Genomic DNA, 17,378 nt, shown 5'->3' with positions numbered 1-17,378 from the left:
CCCGATCAACGCGAAGCTACGAGCGGCCACAATTCGTCGGCGCCGCGCCGGGCCACCAGCTTGCCGAGCTCGACGGCCCAGTGGCTTTCCGAACCGAAATCGTCGCGCCAGGCCAACGCGCGTAGCGAATACCGGTGCAGGATGTGCTCGCTGGTGAAGCCGATCGCGCCATGGACCTGATGCGCGATGGCGCCGCCTTTTTCGGCGGCTTCCGCGCAGCGGATCTTTGCCGAGGCGGCCTCGAGGTAGACCTCGTCGTCGAATGACTTTGCGTTCGCGATGGCGTCGGCCGCGGACGTCGCGGCCGCAAGCGCGGCGGCGGATTCGCCGGCGAGACGGGCGAGGTTGTGCTGCACCGCCTGGAATTTCGAGATCTTCTTCTCGAAGGCGACGCGCTCGTTGGAGTAGCGCACCGAGATGTCGAGCATCGCTTCCAGCGCGCCCGCGATCTGAAGGCTGCGCGCGACACCGCCCATCAGCATGAGCGTGGTCTGGTCAAAGCCCTTCGGCGCCGGCTTGACCGTGATTGGCTGGACCTTGTCGAGCGTGATGGTGTCGCTGTGGTCGTAACCGACATTGAGCCCGGATTCGATCCGGGCCTTGCTGGCGTCGACCAGCGCGATCACGGCGCCGTCCTTGCCATGCGCCAGCACGGCAAAATGCTTCGCTGTCTTGGCAAAGGGTACGCCGCGAGCGCGGCCGGACAGCGCGCCGTCGGCATCGCGCGTGATGCGATCCTTCGGAGACGCCGGGACGACCGTCATCTCACTTTCCGGCGAAGAAATCCTGGCCTGCGCCAGCAGCCAGCCCGCCAGCATGGTCTCGGCGAGGGGAACCGCGACCGCGAAGCGGCCGGCCGCGTTGAGCAGCGCAAAGCCGTCGGCAAGGCTCGCGCCGGAGCCGCCGAGATCATCGGGCACCCAGGACAGCGGCAGCCCGGCTTCGCTCAGCGCCTGCCACAGCGGCGCCTGCCAGGAATCCTTCTTGTCGTTGTTGATGGTTTGCGGATCGGCGAGATCGGCGAAGATTTTTTCCGCGGTCTCGACGACGATATTGTCACTCTCCGCCACAGCGTTCCCCGTGTTTTGCCATTGGCGCGTCCCGCCAGGTCAAGCCGGCGCGCGGTCTCTTCTTGCGCCCGATGATCTGAAAAAGCCATGGCCCTGACAAGCGTTGATCGCAAGCCCATCTGCGGCGCCGGCATGGGCGCGAGAACCGGTCTGGACTAATTCCGCTTAGCGGAGTTTGCTCGATTTGCAGCGTGCGGCAAACTCGCTAAACAGGGCCAGCGACTTAAGGCTTGCATCAGATACAGGGGAAGGAAATCCGGATGGCCAAAGACAGCTTGTGCGCAATCGTGACGGGGTCCGCATCCGGACTTGGGGCTGCGACCGCGGAAATTCTCGCGCGGAGCGGGGCGCGGCTCGTCATCAACTATTCGTCGAGCCAGAAGGAAGCCGAGGCCACGGCAGAGCTCTGCCGCAACGCGGGCGCTGCGGAAGTCCTGGTCGCCCAGGGCGACGTTTCCAAGGATGTGGATTGCCGCAAGATCGTTGCGGCAGCCAGCGGCTGGGGCCGGCTCGACGTCCTCGTCAACAATGCCGGCACCACCAAGCACGTCGCCCATGCCGATCTCGACGGATTGTCGGCGGAAGATTTCCAGCGCCTCTACGGCGTCAACACCATCGGCCCGTTCCAGATGGTGCGTGCGGCGCGCAGCCTGCTGGAAGCCGGCGCGAAGGCGTCGGGGCGGGCGTCGGCGGTCGTGAACGTGTCGTCGGTGGCGGGCATCAGCGGCGTCGGCTCGTCGATCGCCTATGCCGCGAGCAAGGGCGCGCTCAACACGATGACGTTGTCGCTGTCGCGCGCGCTGGCGCCGCTGATCCGCGTCAACACGGTGTGTCCCGGCTATATCGACACGCCCTGGTTCACCAAGGGCCGCGGCGAGGCCGGCGCAAAGCAGGTGCGCGACAGCGTGGTGGCGAAGGTGCCGCTGAAGGTCGCCTCAAGCGCGGAAGACATCGCGCAGCTCGTCTGCTTCCTGGCGATGCCGGCCTCCAGCAACATGACCGGCGAGGTCGTGCGCATGGATGCGGGGATGCATTTGATTACGTGAAGTCGCGCGGCAAATACAGGTGTCGTCCCGGCGAAGGCCGGGACCCATAACCACAGGGCGTAGTGTGGCGAAGACTCGGAGTTGTCAGTCTTCGCCAAACTTCTCCCTGTGGTTATGGATCCCGGATCTGCGCGCGCTTGGGGCGCGCTTGTCCGGGACGACGAGGGACCTACCCCTTTATCACGCCGCTCGCCACTAGCCGGTGCCAGATGAACAGCACCACCACCGCGCCGATCGTGGCCATGATGAAGCCGGCGCCCTGGTCCGGGCCGTAATGGCCGATCGCCTGGCCGATGAACGTCGCCAGAAACGCACCGGCGATGCCGAGGATGGTGGTGAGGATGAAGCCGCTCGGATTGTTCGGCCCCGGCGCGAGCCAGCGCGCGATGAGACCGGCGATGAAGCCGACGACGATGATCCACAACAGGCCGCCCATGCTCATGACAATGCTCCCCTTCCCGAGAACGCGCAGATCAATCTTCGACTAAATTCTGCCCGAGAGTTCGTTCTCCGTCGGCAGCCGTCCGTCCGGCGTCAGGTGGTCGATCACCTGCGGCAGATATTGGCTGAGGCCGGAGAGCAGCTCCTGGCGCGACAGGCCGCTCTGGGCGGACAGGCTCTCGATCTGGTCCGCGCCGAGTGCGCTCGCGAGATCGCCGGGCGCGATCGGCTTGTTCTCGCCCTTGCCGACCCAGGAATTCGCGGCCTCGCCGTGGCCGCCCTGCTGGAGCTGATTGAGGAGATCGCCGAGGCCGCCGCTCAGGACGGTGCCGGCCGCGCCGCCTGCGAGCAGGCCGCCGAGGCCGCCTTTGAGCAGATCGCTGAGACCGCCGCCGCTTCCTCCGGGAAGCGTGGCGTTGCCGGTATTGACAGGCGTCGGAGGCGGCAGCGGTGAGCGCTGCTGCGGGGCAGGCGCCGCATCCGGCTGGCCAGCCGTCAGATGCTTGAACGCCTTCCAGGCGAGCAGGCCGAGCAGCGCCATGGTCATCGGCGACATGCCGCCGGAGGATTTCTCGGAGCTGGGTGTGCTGGGGCCGCGCGGGCCGTTCTGCATGCCGTTGAGGACGTCGAGTAGACCCATGGTGCTCTCCTTTGGCGTCTCGTTCGGCGAGTGCTCGCCGCTGACTGCCCCCGGGGCGAGAACATATGGGGCTCGCATGACGGTTACAAGGCGGCTGCGACGCGATGGGCAGCTGGCCTTGCCTCTGCTATCGAAGGCCGGTCATTCAGGGAGCGAGGTCAGTGGTTACGGATCGACCGATCGTGGTGGCCGGCGCGGGCGCCATCGGCTGTTTCGTCGGCGGCATGCTGGCGGCGGGCGGCCGCCGCGTCGCGCTGCTGGTGCGGCCGCGGGTGAAGACCGAGATCGAGCGGTTCGGTCTGCGGCTGACCGATTTCGACGGCTCCGAGAAGAAGCTCGGGGCCGGCCAGCTCGCGCTGTCGGAGGACCCTTCGATCTTCCACAGCGCCGGCATCGTGCTGGTGACGGTGAAGAGCGCCGACACCGCCGATGTCGCGGAGCAGATCGCGCAGCACGCGCCGCAGGATGCCGTCATCGTGTCCCTGCAAAACGGCGTCGGCAATGTCGCGGTGTTGCGCGAGCGCCTCGGCGGCCGGCGCGTGCTGGCCGGCATGGTGCCGTTCAACGTGATCGCGATGGGCGAGGGCCGCTTCCACCGCTCGACCTCCGGCGACATCCATGTCGGAGAGGACGCCGGGAACACGGCCGGCGCGCTCTCGGTATCCGGCCTTTCGATGCGCGCGAGCCGCGACATCACCGGCGTGCAATGGGGCAAGCTGATCATCAACCTGAACAACGCGCTCAGCGCCTTGTCGGACATGCCGCTCGCCGCGCAACTGGCAAACCGCGACTGGCGAAAATTGTTCGCCGACCAGATGGCAGAGGGGCTGGCCGCGATGAAGGCCGCCGGCCTCAATCCGGTTTCAGCGACGCCGATCCCGCTGAACTTGACGCCGACATTGCTGAAATTGCCCGACATGATCTTCAACGCGATCCTGGGGCGGACCATGAAGATCGATCCCGAGGCGCGCTCCTCGATGTGGCAGGATCTGAAGCAGGGCCGCAAGACCGAGATCGACTATCTCCAGGGCACGGTCATCGCGCTTGCCGAGCAGAACAATGTCGATGTGCCGCTGATGCGCCGCATTGTTGCGCTGGTCAAGGAGGCTGAAGTCGCTGGCAACGGCCCGCCCGGGCTGACGCCGCAGCAGATTCGCGGGTAGCGCCTGGGTGCATGCCGCGACGACCGGAGGAGCAACGATGACGCGTTTCTCGATGATCGGATTCGCACTGGCGGTGGTCTGCGGCGCGTCCACGCTTGCGGAAGCCCGGCCGCCGACGGTCATGAACTCTCCCGGCTATGACAGGCGGTTGCAGGAGAGCAGGTCGCAGTTGGGCAGTTCACCGGCGACGGCGCCAGCGGATGCGCCGGTGGTCAAACCGAAGCGCAGCAAGAAGAAGCAGCCGAACTGACGCGCGGGGTCACGTGTGCACAGGTTGGCGCCACATCCTCAGTCGTCGTCCCGGCGAAGGCCGGGACGACGGCGGAGTGTGTGGCCGCGGCGGAATACAAATCGCGTGATTCGACGTTCGCCCTGTACTACCCGCGATGACGAACCCTCAGCTCACCCCTTCTTCGCCGCCGGCTTGCTCGGCGTCGGATTGAACAGCTTCTTCAGTTCGTTCAAGCTTTCCGACAGCCGCGGCCATTCGCAGGAGAACGAGCCCTTGGTGCAGGGCGCGCCCTTCGGCCTCTGGCCCGCGGTCTGCTGCACCTTCGGCCGCTCGACCGGGACGGGCACGCGCTCGACGTCGGTCCGCAGCGCGACCTGTTGGAACTGCTGCGCCTGTTTTTCCTGCTGCTCGCGCTGCTGACGCGCGGTGGCTTGGGCCGCTTCGTTGCTGCGGCGCTGATTGGCGAGATAGCCGGTATAGGCTTCGTCGATCTTCTTCTGCTCTTCCGGCGTCGGGTTGGGACCTGCGATGTCGAAGGTGCGGTCCTGGAGGAAGTCGTAATAGGTGTAGCCGCCGCCTGCCTTGCGGCGGCCGGCGAACTTGGCGTTGCAGTCCGCAAGTGCGGATGTCTTCTCGGCCTTGGTTGCGGCCTTCTCGGCCGCATCAGCGCATTCCTCGAAGTCGACGGGCGCGCGCTTCCACCATTGCGCCTGGGCATGCGTGTGCGTCAGCAGAAAAAATCCTGCTGCGGCAACGAGAAGCGCCGCACGACGCGATGCAAACACGACCGACATTCTACGAGTGCATTCCTTGCAAAACTCAACCCGAACTGAGTCGGGCCAATTTTTGCCCCTTTATCGCCGGCTTGTCACCCATGGAACCCGGGAATTTCATGGCTGCAATGCTGACATTTTTTGCTTGACGTGGCGCGGGAGTCACAGCCGCGCGGCATAGGATGGGCTTACAGTTTTATCGATCTGAATTTGGGGGAGAATCTCCGTCATGCGCGCGCTGGCCCGATTTGCCGCACTCGTCCTGGTGCTGATTTGCGGCCATGCATTCGCGGCGGACGAGGATGCGCCCAACCGCAAGCCGGTGAAGGCGATCGGCGATGCGCGGCTCTCGGTCGGCGGCCGGGGAACGCTGCCGCTCTACCTCTCCCGCGACTGGTCGATGCCCTTGCCGGCGATCTCGCGCGCCATCATCGTGCTGCATGGACGCCTGCGCAACGCCGACGAATATTACATATCGGCCAACAACGCGCAGGCCGCAGCGGGCGACGATGGCAAGAGCGCGCTCATGATCGTTCCGCAGTTCCTGGCGGAGATCGATATCGACGCGCACAAATTGCCGGAGGACACGTTGCGCTGGTCGCTGGAGGGATGGGAGGGCGGCGATGCCGCACTTGCGCCCAATCCGGTCTCCTCGTTCGAGGCACTCGATGCGATCCTCGCAAAACTCTCCGACCGGCGCATCTTCCCGAACCTGAAGCAGGTCGTGGTCGCCGGCCATTCCGGCGGCGGCCAGGTCGCGCAGCGTTATGCCATCGCCGGCAAGGGCGAGGCGGCGCTGTCGCGCCAGCACATCGACATCCGCTATGTCGTCGCCAATCCCTCGTCCTATGCCTATTTCAGCGCCGACCGGCCGGTGCCCGCAATTGCTGCATCCTGTCCGGGCTACAACAACTGGAAATACGGCATGGGCGACCGTCCGCCCTATCTCGCCGACGCGACGCCGGCGGCACTGGAACAGCGCTATGTCGAGCGCGAGGTGATCTACCTGCTCGGCACGCTCGACACCAATCCGAAGCATTCCGCGCTGGACAAGAGCTGCATGGCAGAGGCGCAGGGGCCTTATCGTTACGCCCGCGGCCACGCTTACGTGGACGCGATGGCCAAGCGCGACCACGGCACGCCCAATCACAGGGTCTGGGATGTCGCCGGCGTCGGTCATGACGGCGACAAGATGCTGACCTCGAAATGCGGGCTCGCGGCGCTGTTCGATATTCCGGGCTGCGGCGCGGAGCGCTGACGCCGCTGCCTTGAAGCTCCGGCTCCGGCTGTTACACTTCGCACCGCGAGCGCCTCACCCCGAGGCGCCGCCAAGAAGACGAAGTGGAAGCGCCTGATGCTGCTGCCGCTGTCCGACGTGCCGCGCTGGTGGCCCCGCCGCGCGATGATTCCGGAGAAGTTCGTCGTACGCTGTTGCGCGGCGAGCGCGCGGCGTGGATGAAGGAAGGGCGCGGCTTCCGGATCTGGCCGCGAAGGCGCGGGCGCACGCCGAACAAGAAAATTCACGAAAGGACTCTTTGACATGACCATCACCATCGCAGCCAACAGCGTGCCGCAGCCGCCGGCCGATATCATCGAGGGTTTTCGAGGTGCGCCTACGTCCGTGATCTCGGACAATCTCGCCAGGCTGCCGGGCGCGGTGGGGCTCAAACCCTATCATCGCGGCGGCAAGCTGGTGGGCACGGCCTTCACGGTGCGGACCCGTCCCGGCGACAATCTCGCCATTCACCGCGCGCTCGAGCTGGTCGGTCCCGGCGACGTCATCGTGGTCGATGGCGGCGGCGACGAGACCCGCGCGCTGGTCGGCGAGATCATGAAGAACATCGCGCAGTGGCGCAAAGCCGAAGGCTACGTGATCGACGGCGCGATCCGCGACGTTGCGGCCTTCGCCGCGGACGACTTCCCCTGCTATGCCCGCGCAGTGATCCACCGCGGGCCTTACAAGAACGGCCCCGGCGAGATCAACGTGCCTGTGTCGGTCGGCGGCAGCGTGATCTCGCCCGGCGACATCGTCGTCGGCGATGAGGATGGCGTGGTGTCGTTTCCCGCCGCCGGCGCGGCTGCGCTGCTGGAGGCGGTGCGCGCCCAGGTCGCGCGCGAGGAGGAGACCATGAAGGCGATCCGCGAGGGCCGCTATCAGGGCTCATACGGCAAGTCCTGATCAGGAGGGAGGCATCGTTGGGCCAGAAGGACGAATTCCACATCCTCGACAATCCTGCCGACGGCGGCTTCGGCGCGACGTAAGGTTGCGAAAGCCTTTCGATCCCGCCCTGGCGGTGGGGCAAACGGGTGTTCTCTTTCGTCGTGCTGGGAGTGGCTTTTCGGCCCGCTCTCTGTGACGGGGCAGGCGATTGGCCTGGCTCAACGAGGGACTCTGTCAGGCAGGCCTTGCATTTGCCTGACTGTCCTTGTCTGCTACAATCTTTCGGCGTCACAATGGTTGTGGCCGCCCCAGAGTTGTTGCGCCTGTGATGATGATCAGTGTCGACAACACGTCCCCGGACAACGGCTCGGATCAAGGGCGGCCGAGAAGGCGTACCGCAGCTACGATTTTCATCGATGTCGTCGGATATTCCCGGCTGATGGGAAGCGACGAGGAAGGCACGCATCAACGATGGATGTCGATGCGATCGGACGTTATCGAGCCGCGCGTCGCTTCAAATGCCGGTGAGGTAATCAAAAGTACCGGTGACGGCTTACTGCTGGAGTTCAGGAATCCGGTTGACGCAATCAGGTTCGCACTCGGCATGCAGATGCATCTGGCCGAATCGTCATCAGCCGGTAGCAACCCGCTGCAGTTGAGGATGTCGGCAAATGTCGGTGACGTCATCGCCGAGCGTGACGACATCTACGGGGACGGAGTCAATATAGCAGCCCGGCTTCAGGAATTCGCCGGCCCGGGCGGGGTCGTGATTTCCGGGGCCATTCACGATCAGGTGAAGGATCATCTGCGCTACCAAGCCGCCGATCTGGGATTCCTCACGCTCAAGAACATCGAGCGGCGCATCCGGGCATTCAAGATAGCGCATCACGACCTACGGGCTCCGACAATCTCGGTGGCCCATTCGCTCAAGCCGTCCGTGGCAGTATTGCCGCTGCAGATGCTCGGCCTTCAGGCGGCGGATGCCTATCTCGCGCAGGGAATCGTCCACGATATCGTCGCCTCGCTGGCGGGTATTCGCGAATTGTTCGTCGTATCCAGCACGTCCACACTTGGGTTCACCGGTCCTACCGTCGACCCTGGTGCCGTTTGCCATCGCCTTGGCGTGCGATATCTCGTCACGGGAACGCTCAAGCGTCACGGCGAGTTGCTACGGATGCGGGTGGAATTGATCGATGTCGATACGCGGTCCATGCTGTGGACCAACCAGTACGAGGCGTCGATCAGCCAGTTGTTCGACGTGCAGGAGACAATCGCAACGAGCATCGCATACGCGCTCCTGCCGCATATCCATATCTCCGAGCTGCAGCACGCCGAGCGCAAGGCGCCGCAGAGCATGAACGCTTACGACCTGGTCCTGCAGGGCATGTATCGCCTGTATCGCCTCGGTCATGACGACATGCTTGCGGCGCGCAGCCTGTTCGAACGCGCCCTCGACCATGATCCGCAATATGCGGCGGCCTATGCCCTGATGGCAAAATGGTACATCCTGCACATCGGCGAGGGTCATTCCACCGACTTCAAGGCCGATTCCCGCGAGGCATTTCGGCTTGCGTCGCGCGCGCTCGAGTTCGAACCGTCGGACCCAATGGCGCTCGCGATATTCGGGCACATCAATTCGTTTCTGTTCGGCGCGTATGACCGTGCCATCGATGCTTTCGACCGTGCCATTGGAGGAACGCCCAATTCCGCTATTGCGTGGTCCCTGAGCGCATCGACATACTGCTATCTCGGCGACGGACCACGTGCCGTGGCGCGCGCGTCTTACGGCATATCGCTGTCGCCGCTCGATCCGTACGCCTATTTCTATCAGTCGGCGCTCACCAACGCGCACTACACCAATGAGACCTTCGACGATGCCGTGCACTGGGGCACGAAGGTCATGGCGGCGGCTCCGCAGTTTGCCGCTAATCTGCGGCTTCTTGCCGCGAGCCTCGTCGCCGCCGGCTCTCTCGAGCGGGCGCGCGAAGTTGGCGCCGCGCATATGAGGATCGATCCCTCGTTCTCGGTTGAGAAATATTGCAGTTGGTACCCGATCAAGCAGCCGGATCGGCTCGCGCTTTTGGGCGAACGATTAATTGAAGCCGGGCTGCCTCGTTAACGTCCGTGATGAATTGCGCCACGGCGCTCGATCGCTTCTCAGCAACGAAAAGGTTCTGTAGCGGCAGCTCTGGAGGATCACATGGGAATGGGCATGGGAATGGGTATGGGTATGGGTATGGGCATGGGCATGGGCATGGGGATGGGTATGGGTATGGGGATGGGCATGGGCATGGGCATGGCCTTCGGCGCCACGCCACCCGAGCTCGGCTTCCGACCCCTGACCCTGCAATACGACCTTGGGCCGAATGCCGATCCGAGTTTCCCGGACCAATTGCTGCCTAAGGAATGCTGGAAAGACAGGGTCGGACCGTGGGATCCCGACGTCCTCTGTCTGCTGTACATCACGGAGTTCATAAGAGGCACCGATTGGGACAAGATCGATGCAGAGATTGTCGCGCAGCGTCCCGAGTTGCTCCATTGGGACCCGAACAGCTATGCGAACTTCGAGAAGTTTGTCAGCGGCGAGATCATCCAGCTCCAGCAGCTTATGCAAACCGATCGCGAGCGCTACATGGTGGAAATCTTGGCGCAGCATGACAACGCGCCCGGCTATTGGGTGAGTCTAATGGCCGTCAACAATCGTGAGCACCACCATACGCTGGTGGTGATGAATCTTGCGGTACGGATCGGCCAGATCGTTGCGTCCTTCTACAAGTACCACTACAAGCGACCGCGGCCATCGTTCGTGTGTCCAGGCCTGCTGCCGGAATTCGGCCCGCCGGCGCACGCCTCGTTTCCAAGCGGACATTCTCTGCAGAGCTGGCTCATGTCGCTATTCCTCGAGGAAGTAGCGCCTGCCTACACGTATGAGCTCGAATGGCTTGCTGAAAGAGTCGCATTAAACCGCGAGCGAGCGGGGGTGCACTATCGAAGCGACACCGAGGCAGGAAAGTTCATTGCCGAAAAGTGCAAGGCAAAGATCATGGCCCTGCCTACCGGCTCCAAGATCAAAGAGCTGTTCGAAGAGGCCAAGAAAGAGTGGGGCCAACCAGTAGCAATAGCCCCTGCCATCGCTCCGGTTTAGGTGGCATTGCGAGAGGTGATGACCGTCTATCTTGAGGCAACGCCGGTCCAGATCGGCGCAAGCTCTACGAGAGGGTCCACTCCCGATAACCGAGATTGTTGTCGGCGCGGACAAGGTCCGCGACGACCACGGGACCGGTAGCGCACGGCAGGGTGGACCCCGCATCGATGTTGCTGCGGTCGCCTTCGACCATCGCGCGGACGAGCAAAGCGTTTCTCTTTCCTGCCTGTGGAGTCCACTCAAACGGCCCAAAGATCGCGGATGGTTCACCGGGTGATACATCCATCGTATTGGTTCGGTTCACTGGCGACCACTGGCCCGATTGGGCATCCCAAGTGTCTGCATAGTTGCCGACGGCTGTGAAAACATCCACCGATGCCGCGGTTGCGATCTGGGCGCCGCGATTCCCAAGTTTGACGTAGACATAGTTCACATAGCCCGGGCGCGGCGTCTGATCGTCCGACTGGCCGTCCGCGGCGTTGCGGACCCAGAAAACAGCAGGGAGTGCGTGCCAGTGGTTGCAGTATTTGTATTGCCCGCCACGGCCGTCATCGACGTAGATGTCAATCGGCGGTGCGCTGCCCGGCGTGTTCTGGCCGGGCGAAGACGTCTGATAAAGACCTTGTTGCTCAAAAGCCCAGCGGACAACCTTGTGAAGCATTCCGCCCAGCCGCCTCGATCCGTCGTAGTCGAGATAAGGTGTGCCGACATCAGCGTCCATCAAGGCTGTGGCGAACTGGCTCGCCGCGCGGGTCGGCTGCGTCGCGACGGAACCGAGCGACGCGATCGCGCGTACGATGAGGTAAGCAATGTAGTATGCAGTCGCCGACCGGGCGTCGACATCCGGCGCCTCGTCGGCGCGAACCGCATCGCCGCCAGCGGCGAGATAGAGCTGGAACAGGGTGGTCGACAGGATCTGCTCGGAGTTGTAGCCGGCGGGATCGCGCGGCCCGTAGGTCGGATTGGGTTTCTCGTACAGAGTGCCGTTCCAACCCCACCCTTTCTTGACGTCACGGTCGTGGCGCCGCAACGGCAGCTGGATGAAGGGGAACGTCACGCCTCGCCACGTCTTCGGGAGCTTTGATGCCGGATCACACATGATCGCGCCGAGCGCGTCACCGGCGCTGTGCGCGAAGTCGAATTCGGTCGAGCCAGTCGCAGCCAGGATCAGGACGTGGCAGAACTCATGCCAGACGAAGCGCACGTCGGCGACAAGCCCAAGAGGGTGCTTCCAAGTGTCCGCGAAATCCGCAAGCCCGAACAACATCCTGACGTCCCACTCTGTCGCCGTTTGGTCGGGGCGGAACGGGGTCACATAGGCATTGATGCCGCGGCCGTCATGGGCTCCCGGGCCCGTCAACATCTTGGCTCGATGTTCGACGGTCAACGGTAGTGCAACCTTTCCAAAATAATCCTTCAGAACAAACCCGAATCCCTGGACCAGTTGCATCATTGAATCGCAATGACAGTAGGCGCTGACCGCGGCGAACTCGTTGGTTCGAGCCGTGAAGGCGAAGGGAGGCCGCTGCACCGGCGGATCATAGTCAGCACCCAGCGCCGCCGGCGTGAGCACCCTCACGCGCGGCCCCGACAGCTTCCGACGCCCGCCACCGGCGTGATCGAGATCTAGCAATCCGACTGGATCGCGCTCGTGATCGAGCAAGTCGGCGACGCTGTCGGGGCGCAGCTTGAAGCCGCCTGTCTTGCTGGCAGGGTCACTGAGGAAGGCATATCCAGCGCAAGCCGACGCGATCGGGGCCTTGCGGATAAGCCTGGCTTCGAGAGGATCAAAGAGGACCTGGTGCGCAATGGAGTCGCCGCTCGCCATCGGCATGAAAACGGTGGCGGCAGCCGCCAAGCCAAGCCCGCCATCCTCGTACGCGATGCTGGGCCCGCTTCGATGATACGCAACGAGCTGTCCATCTGCGATTGCGTCCGGCGACACAAAGCCCAGAACAGGGCCGAGCCAGTCCGAAATCAGTTCCGCGGGAAGGCTGTCGGCCCACTCCGGATCGAAACGGCGAAACGCCCTTTCCACGAAGCCCGGTTTGATCGACAGATTGGCATGCATAAGTAACGTTGATCGGGCACTGGTGATTTGCCATCGGCCGGTCTGCCGCCCGTAGTGTGCGACGAGACGTATGCTGCCACCCCGAACATCGGGGATGAAGTCAGTACCCCCGACCTTGATCGGAATTGTTTGCTGACACCAAACGACCGTCGTCTCGATCCCGCCATTGCGCTTCAGTTCGCGCGGCTGCGACCATCGAAATCTTGATTTGCTGGATCGCCCTGGTTCGTTGGAGTCGGTCGTGTGGTCAAGGTGGTCCAAATCGTCGTCGCTGAGCGGCAGCAAAGGCGGGTCGGTGTGGGACGCCAGCCTCAGATACTCGAACGCTGCTCGCTTCGCTGACACGTCAGGGTCGGCCACCGCCGGCGTTTGCAGATGGCGCAGCTCACGAATAACCCCGTCCGCATCCTTCTCAATCAGAAGATCTGGTTCTCGCGGAAGATTCATAGCTCACCTCAAGGGGTCTCGATCTCCGGCACGACGGAGCCCGAGCATGCCCTTGACCATTGCGCGAGGCAAGCGTCCTTCTCCCGCCGGAGCTGCGGAGAAGGGGCAGCGGATGCCACTGGAATCACTGTTGATTTCGTTTGCCATCTCCTCGGGCCACGTACCGGATGGCTCGTTTCGCCGCATGGCGGTCCGCATCACGCTCCGTTGCGAGGGGGGATCGAACCTGCCTCGCGGATTCCGCGGTCCTTCAGCTCAGCCGGATAGAGCGACAGTTTCCCCGCGCGGCCAAGGCCTAAGAAATCTCTTCCCGGGATTGGCATCCCGGGTCCATTGCGCTCGCGCTGGCTTGAGCGTCAGAGCATCTTGCCGACGATCTTTGTCATATCTGCCGCCGAAAACGCGCGCAGCGTTTCGGTGCGGACGTTGCCGAGCGCGCTGAGACTAAGGCTCAGCGACATCGCGGCAGCCTCATCTGGAGCCTCGAGAACGGTTACAACGTCATATCGTCCCTGCGTCCAGACGATCTCTTTCACCGTCACGCCGAACGTTTTGGCCATCTCCTTGAAGGCGTCGGCCCGCTTCGGCGAGTCCTTGACGTTGCGGACTCCCTGATCAGTGAAGCTTCCCAGCACGACATAGGTTACCATGGTCGTCCTCCCTGGTTAGAACCCAGATACAATTCTCGCTTGAGGCAACCGCACTGAGCTTGCCACGGCGGCTGAGATAGCGCTACTTGCGCGTTGGGAACGTCAGCGGATGTGACTAATTCGGTCGGGACAACGGCCGCGCGAAACTGAGCTCATGGCCGTCGGGGTCGGTGAGATGGAAGTAGCGCTCACCCCATTCTGCATCGCGCGGCGCGGTCGAAGGCTGGCATCCGGCTGCGCGTGCGCGCTCGTAGGTCCCGTCGACGTTGTCGACGTAGAAGATGATGCGGCCCCACCAAGACCAGCGCTTGTCGTCCGGCTGCGCCGTCAGGTTGAGATAGCCGGTGCCGGCGCGAAAGCTGGTGAATGCAGCGGCTTCGCCGCCATACAGGAGCTCGAACCCCAGCGAACGGTAGAAGTGCACGGCGCGCCCCATGTCATGCGTGCCGAGCGTGATGGCGCTGATGCTTTCGATCATGTGAGCTGCTCCGCCGAGAGGGACCTGGGCGCGATTGTACAGCCGCCTTGTTCAGCTTGACGATGATCCGGCCCGCCTTGCGGCTGGCGAACCGTATCCTGCTCTGGTATGAGGGGGCCGAACCCGCACCTGCGGGTTCCGCGGTCCCGTAGCTCAGCCGGATAGAGCGACGGTTTCCTAAACCGTAGGTCGGAAGTTCGAGTCTTCCCGGGATCGCCATTTTGTCATGGGCAATGGCCGCTATTTGGCGGGCTCTTCGGCGCAAAACTTGCTACAGGCAACAGACTTCCCTCCTGGCCTCGCCGACATGTCGGCCGCGCCTTACTGCCCTATCCGGAGACCATGATGCCTTTCGACTTGATCCTGCGCGGCGGCCGTGTGGTCGACCCGTCCCAGAAGCTCGACGCCGTGACCGATGTCGCCTTTGCCGGCGGCAAGGTCGCGGCGATCGGCAGCGGGCTGAAGGCCGATCCTGCTACGGAGGTGCGCGACGTCTCGCAGCTCATCGTGACCCCGGGGCTGATCGATCTGCACACCCATGTCTATTGGGGCGGCACCTCGCTCGGCATCGACGCCGAGGAATTCTGCCGCCTCTCCGGCGTCACCACGGCGGTGGACACCGGCAGCGCGGGGCCCGGCAATTTCGCTGGCTTTCGCAAGCATGTGATCGAGCCGAGCCAGGTCCGCATCCTCGCTTATCTGCACGTCTCGCATGCCGGCATCTTCGGCTTCTCGCACCGGATCATGGTCGGCGAGAGTGAGGAGTTGCGGCTGATGAATCCGATCGAGGCGGCCAAGGTCGCCGATGCCAACCGCGACCTCATCGTCGGCATCAAGGTGCGCGTCGGCTTGCATTCCTCGGGTACCTCAGGGGTCGTGCCGCTCGACATCGCGCTCGAGGTCGCGAACGAGGTCGGCATGCCCCTGATGGCGCATATCGACCATCCGCCCCCGAGCTATGAGGAGGTGCTGGCGCGCCTCCGTCCAGGCGACGTGCTGACCCATGCGTTCCGTCCCTTCCCCAACACGCCGGCGACGGCGCAAGGCACGGTGAAGAAGGCGGTGCTGGATGCACGCGAGCGCGGCGTGCTGTTCGATATCGGCCACGGCAAGGGCTCGTTCGCCTTCAAGACCGCGCGCGCAATGCTCGCCAACGGCTTCTATCCGGACACCATCTCCTCCGACATCCATCAGCTCTGCATCGATGGCCCGGCCTTCGACCAGGTGACGACCATGTCGAAGTTCTTGTGCATGGGCATGGAGCTGTCCGATGTGGTCGCCGCCTCGACGGTGAACGCGGCGATGGCGCTGCGGCGCCCCGAGCTCGGCAGCCTCAAGCCGGGCTGCGTCGGCGACGCCACGCTGATCTCGATCAGGCAGGGCCAGTTCGACTATGAGGACGTCGTCGGCGAGCACCTGATCGGTAACAGCAAGATCGCGTCCGAAGGCGTGGTCATCGGCGGCCGCTGGTGGCATCCGAATTGAGCGGATCAGGCTTGCTCGCGATAGAATTGCAGTAACCGCGCGCCCGCCGGCGAGAGCCAGTCGGGTGCGCCGGTGATGTAACCCTCGACGTGATTGCTCGCGCCGACCAGATAGGTCACGGGCATGCCGACGAGCGGGAAGACCGAGGCTGAGGCTTCCGCCGCCGTGGCATACGCATCGACGTAGCAGGCGAGGTTTTGCACGGCGAGACCGCCGAGGAACGCGCGGATCTTGCGCAGGTCCTTCGTGTCGGTGCAGATCGCGACGACGTCGAGCCGGTCCGGCCGCGATCCCGCGAGGCTTGCGAGTACAGGCAGATCGAGCCGGCAGGCCGCGCACCACGTCGCCCAGAAATTGACGAGCGTGATCCGGCCCGGCCGTGCTGTCAGCACAACGTCTTTTCCCTGCACGTCCTGGAGCCTGAGCTGTGGCATCGTTGCGCGAGGCCGCACGACGGTAAACTGGCTGCGGCCGGCCTCGAACACCGGCGGCCAGGCGGGATCGCCGCCCTGCGCGCGGCTTGCGCGCGGAGGGGCAAGGATCGCAGGCGCGGCCATCAGCAGCGCGCGCCTCGATAGTATCGCGCCTCGCGCGCGGGGCTTCTCACGCATGGATATAGGCCCAGCCCGTCAGTTGCAGATCGACCACGCGCCCGATACCGAACGGGACAAGACTCGCGCCCGCGATCAGCGGAATCGAGACCTGCTCCTTGGCTTCCGCGATCGCCTTTGACGACGCGCACATGCTGTAGGTGAGATTGGGCACCGACTGCCGCAGCGTCGCGAGCGGCTCGACCAGCGGGGTCTTGTCGGCCCGGAAGACGTCGATGCCCTTGCCGTTGGCGACGACCTCGATCAGCAATCGCGCGCCCTTGTCGGCGAAGTGCTTTGCGAGGTTCGCCGAGTAGCTGATCGCATGTCCCATGACATAGGGCTCGTTGCTGTCGATCAGGATCACGACGCCGTCGGCGAGACGGTTCTCCCTGGCGGAGGCGCCGCCCGCGGTGAGGATCGCGGTGCCTGCGAGCAGGCCCCTCCGGGACCATCCATTGGCTGAGATCATGGCGGCGGTGTTCCTGCCGCTCAGAACTGACGCGGCGCGATCGGCGCCTTGCGGCCGCGTCCCCACAACACGAACAGGCTGAGCGTAAGCAGGACGACATTGAGCAGCGTGACATCGGCCTCGCCGCGCGAGAGGTGGAAGGCGAGCGCGAACACCTGCAACACCGTGCAGCCCAGCGCGGCCAGCACCGTCAGCCGCGGCAGGATCCGCGTCAGGGCCGGAAGCAGGATGCCGATCCCGCCGGCGAGGTCGATCAGCCCGATGATTCGGACGAAGGTTTCGGAATACTGCCCGGCCCACGGCATCATCGCGGCCAGCTGAGGGATAGGCGTGAGCAGCTTGACCAGCCCGGCCGAGGTGAACACGAAGAAGATCAGGCCCTGTGCGGCCCAGAGGCCGATACGAAGGGCGCGGCCCGGGGTGGGGGTCTCGAAGGTGGTGGCGGACATGGTGGGGTCTCCAGGATGTGAGGATTGCCACCATTTGATGGTTTCGCATTATTTGATCATTATGC

18 protein-coding genes and 1 tRNA gene are annotated in these 17,378 nt (G+C 64.0%); 9 read left to right on the top strand and 10 right to left on the bottom strand.

Features of this window, described 5'->3' with window-relative positions:
• Window positions 1–5 precede the first annotated feature (5 nt).
• Window positions 6–1,070 carry an acyl-CoA dehydrogenase family protein gene (locus tag E4K65_RS15170; protein ID WP_135174859.1) on the bottom strand — a complete coding sequence of 355 codons (1,065 nt, stop codon included), beginning with the start codon at window positions 1,068–1,070 and terminating at the stop codon, window positions 6–8.
• A gap of 260 nt (window positions 1,071–1,330) precedes the next feature.
• Here E4K65_RS15170 and E4K65_RS15165 point away from each other — a divergent pair, with 260 nt between their 5' ends.
• Entirely contained in the window at window positions 1,331–2,116 is a 786-nt protein-coding gene (locus tag E4K65_RS15165) for an SDR family NAD(P)-dependent oxidoreductase (RefSeq protein ID WP_135174858.1), read from the top strand.
• A 169-nt stretch (window positions 2,117–2,285) separates the two neighbouring features.
• On the opposite strand, the gene E4K65_RS15160 is transcribed toward E4K65_RS15165, so the two are convergent.
• A complete protein-coding gene (locus E4K65_RS15160; RefSeq protein ID WP_083926312.1) occupies window positions 2,286–2,558 on the bottom strand; it encodes a GlsB/YeaQ/YmgE family stress response membrane protein in 273 nt (90 codons plus the stop codon).
• A 42-nt stretch (window positions 2,559–2,600) separates the two neighbouring features.
• Window positions 2,601–3,197 (bottom strand): YidB family protein, encoded by a 597-nt coding sequence (locus E4K65_RS15155; protein ID WP_135174857.1) that lies wholly within the window; start codon window positions 3,195–3,197, stop codon window positions 2,601–2,603.
• A gap of 161 nt (window positions 3,198–3,358) precedes the next feature.
• Between E4K65_RS15155 and E4K65_RS15150 the strand changes: the two genes are divergently transcribed.
• Together E4K65_RS15150 and E4K65_RS15145 are read left to right on the top strand one after the other, a co-directional pair.
• Window positions 3,359–4,360 (top strand): 2-dehydropantoate 2-reductase, encoded by a 1,002-nt coding sequence (locus tag E4K65_RS15150; protein ID WP_135174856.1) that lies wholly within the window; start codon window positions 3,359–3,361, stop codon window positions 4,358–4,360.
• Between the two features lie 37 nt (window positions 4,361–4,397).
• Window positions 4,398–4,610: a hypothetical protein gene (locus E4K65_RS15145; protein WP_135174855.1), complete on the top strand. Its 213-nt coding sequence runs from the start codon at window positions 4,398–4,400 to the stop codon at window positions 4,608–4,610.
• A 152-nt stretch (window positions 4,611–4,762) separates the two neighbouring features.
• Here E4K65_RS15145 and E4K65_RS47215 read toward each other — a convergent pair whose 3' ends face one another.
• Window positions 4,763–5,386, bottom strand: coding sequence for a hypothetical protein (locus tag E4K65_RS47215; RefSeq protein WP_027545196.1), 624 nt, complete (start codon window positions 5,384–5,386; stop codon window positions 4,763–4,765).
• Between the two features lie 208 nt (window positions 5,387–5,594).
• Here E4K65_RS47215 and E4K65_RS15135 point away from each other — a divergent pair, with 208 nt between their 5' ends.
• From E4K65_RS15135 to E4K65_RS48200, 4 genes are all read left to right on the top strand, one after another.
• Window positions 5,595–6,623 carry an alpha/beta hydrolase gene (locus tag E4K65_RS15135; protein WP_167770830.1) on the top strand — a complete coding sequence of 343 codons (1,029 nt, stop codon included), beginning with the start codon at window positions 5,595–5,597 and terminating at the stop codon, window positions 6,621–6,623.
• Between the two features lie 282 nt (window positions 6,624–6,905).
• Window positions 6,906–7,544, top strand: coding sequence for an RraA family protein (locus E4K65_RS15125; protein ID WP_135174852.1), 639 nt, complete (start codon window positions 6,906–6,908; stop codon window positions 7,542–7,544).
• Between the two features lie 310 nt (window positions 7,545–7,854).
• On the top strand, window positions 7,855–9,645 hold the full coding sequence (locus E4K65_RS15120) for an adenylate/guanylate cyclase domain-containing protein (RefSeq protein ID WP_135174851.1): 1,791 nt from the start codon (window positions 7,855–7,857) through the stop codon (window positions 9,643–9,645).
• Between the two features lie 81 nt (window positions 9,646–9,726).
• On the top strand, window positions 9,727–10,671 hold the full coding sequence (locus E4K65_RS48200; RefSeq protein WP_209312065.1) for a phosphatase PAP2 family protein: 945 nt from the start codon (window positions 9,727–9,729) through the stop codon (window positions 10,669–10,671).
• A gap of 64 nt (window positions 10,672–10,735) precedes the next feature.
• Here the strand turns inward: E4K65_RS48200 and E4K65_RS15110 are convergent, their stop codons facing one another.
• From E4K65_RS15110 to E4K65_RS15100, 3 genes are all read right to left on the bottom strand, one after another.
• On the bottom strand, window positions 10,736–13,189 hold the full coding sequence (locus E4K65_RS15110; protein WP_135174850.1) for a hypothetical protein: 2,454 nt from the start codon (window positions 13,187–13,189) through the stop codon (window positions 10,736–10,738).
• Between the two features lie 356 nt (window positions 13,190–13,545).
• Window positions 13,546–13,839, bottom strand: coding sequence for a GYD domain-containing protein (locus tag E4K65_RS15105; protein WP_063980665.1), 294 nt, complete (start codon window positions 13,837–13,839; stop codon window positions 13,546–13,548).
• Window positions 13,840–13,954: 115 nt separating this feature from the next.
• Window positions 13,955–14,317, bottom strand: a complete 363-nt coding sequence (locus E4K65_RS15100; RefSeq protein WP_135174849.1) for a VOC family protein — start codon at window positions 14,315–14,317, stop codon at window positions 13,955–13,957.
• 142 nt (window positions 14,318–14,459) lie between these two features.
• Between E4K65_RS15100 and E4K65_RS15095 the strand changes: the two genes are divergently transcribed.
• Together E4K65_RS15095 and E4K65_RS15090 are read left to right on the top strand one after the other, a co-directional pair.
• Window positions 14,460–14,536 (top strand) — tRNA-Arg (locus E4K65_RS15095).
• A 126-nt stretch (window positions 14,537–14,662) separates the two neighbouring features.
• Complete coding sequence (locus tag E4K65_RS15090; protein ID WP_135174848.1) at window positions 14,663–15,802, top strand: amidohydrolase/deacetylase family metallohydrolase; 1,140 nt, start codon at window positions 14,663–14,665, stop codon at window positions 15,800–15,802.
• Between the two features lie 5 nt (window positions 15,803–15,807).
• On the opposite strand, the gene E4K65_RS15085 is transcribed toward E4K65_RS15090, so the two are convergent.
• Genes E4K65_RS15085 through E4K65_RS15075 form a run of 3 tightly spaced genes read right to left on the bottom strand, consistent with a single transcriptional unit; the run spans window position 15,808 to window position 17,313 of the window.
• A complete protein-coding gene (locus E4K65_RS15085) occupies window positions 15,808–16,413 on the bottom strand; it encodes a TlpA family protein disulfide reductase (protein WP_135174847.1) in 606 nt (201 codons plus the stop codon).
• Window positions 16,406–16,864, bottom strand: coding sequence for a DsrE family protein (locus E4K65_RS15080; protein WP_167770828.1), 459 nt, complete (start codon window positions 16,862–16,864; stop codon window positions 16,406–16,408). Before E4K65_RS15080 ends, E4K65_RS15085 begins: the two co-directional genes overlap by 8 nt.
• A 20-nt stretch (window positions 16,865–16,884) precedes the next feature.
• A complete protein-coding gene (locus tag E4K65_RS15075) occupies window positions 16,885–17,313 on the bottom strand; it encodes a DoxX family protein (RefSeq protein ID WP_135174845.1) in 429 nt (142 codons plus the stop codon).
• Window positions 17,314–17,378: the final 65 nt, after the last annotated feature.

The organism is Bradyrhizobium niftali, assembly GCF_004571025.1.
Classification (GTDB): domain Bacteria; phylum Pseudomonadota; class Alphaproteobacteria; order Rhizobiales; family Xanthobacteraceae; genus Bradyrhizobium; species Bradyrhizobium niftali.
Note: the sequence above shows the minus strand (reverse complement) of the source record. Positions and strands in the feature narration are given on the sequence as shown.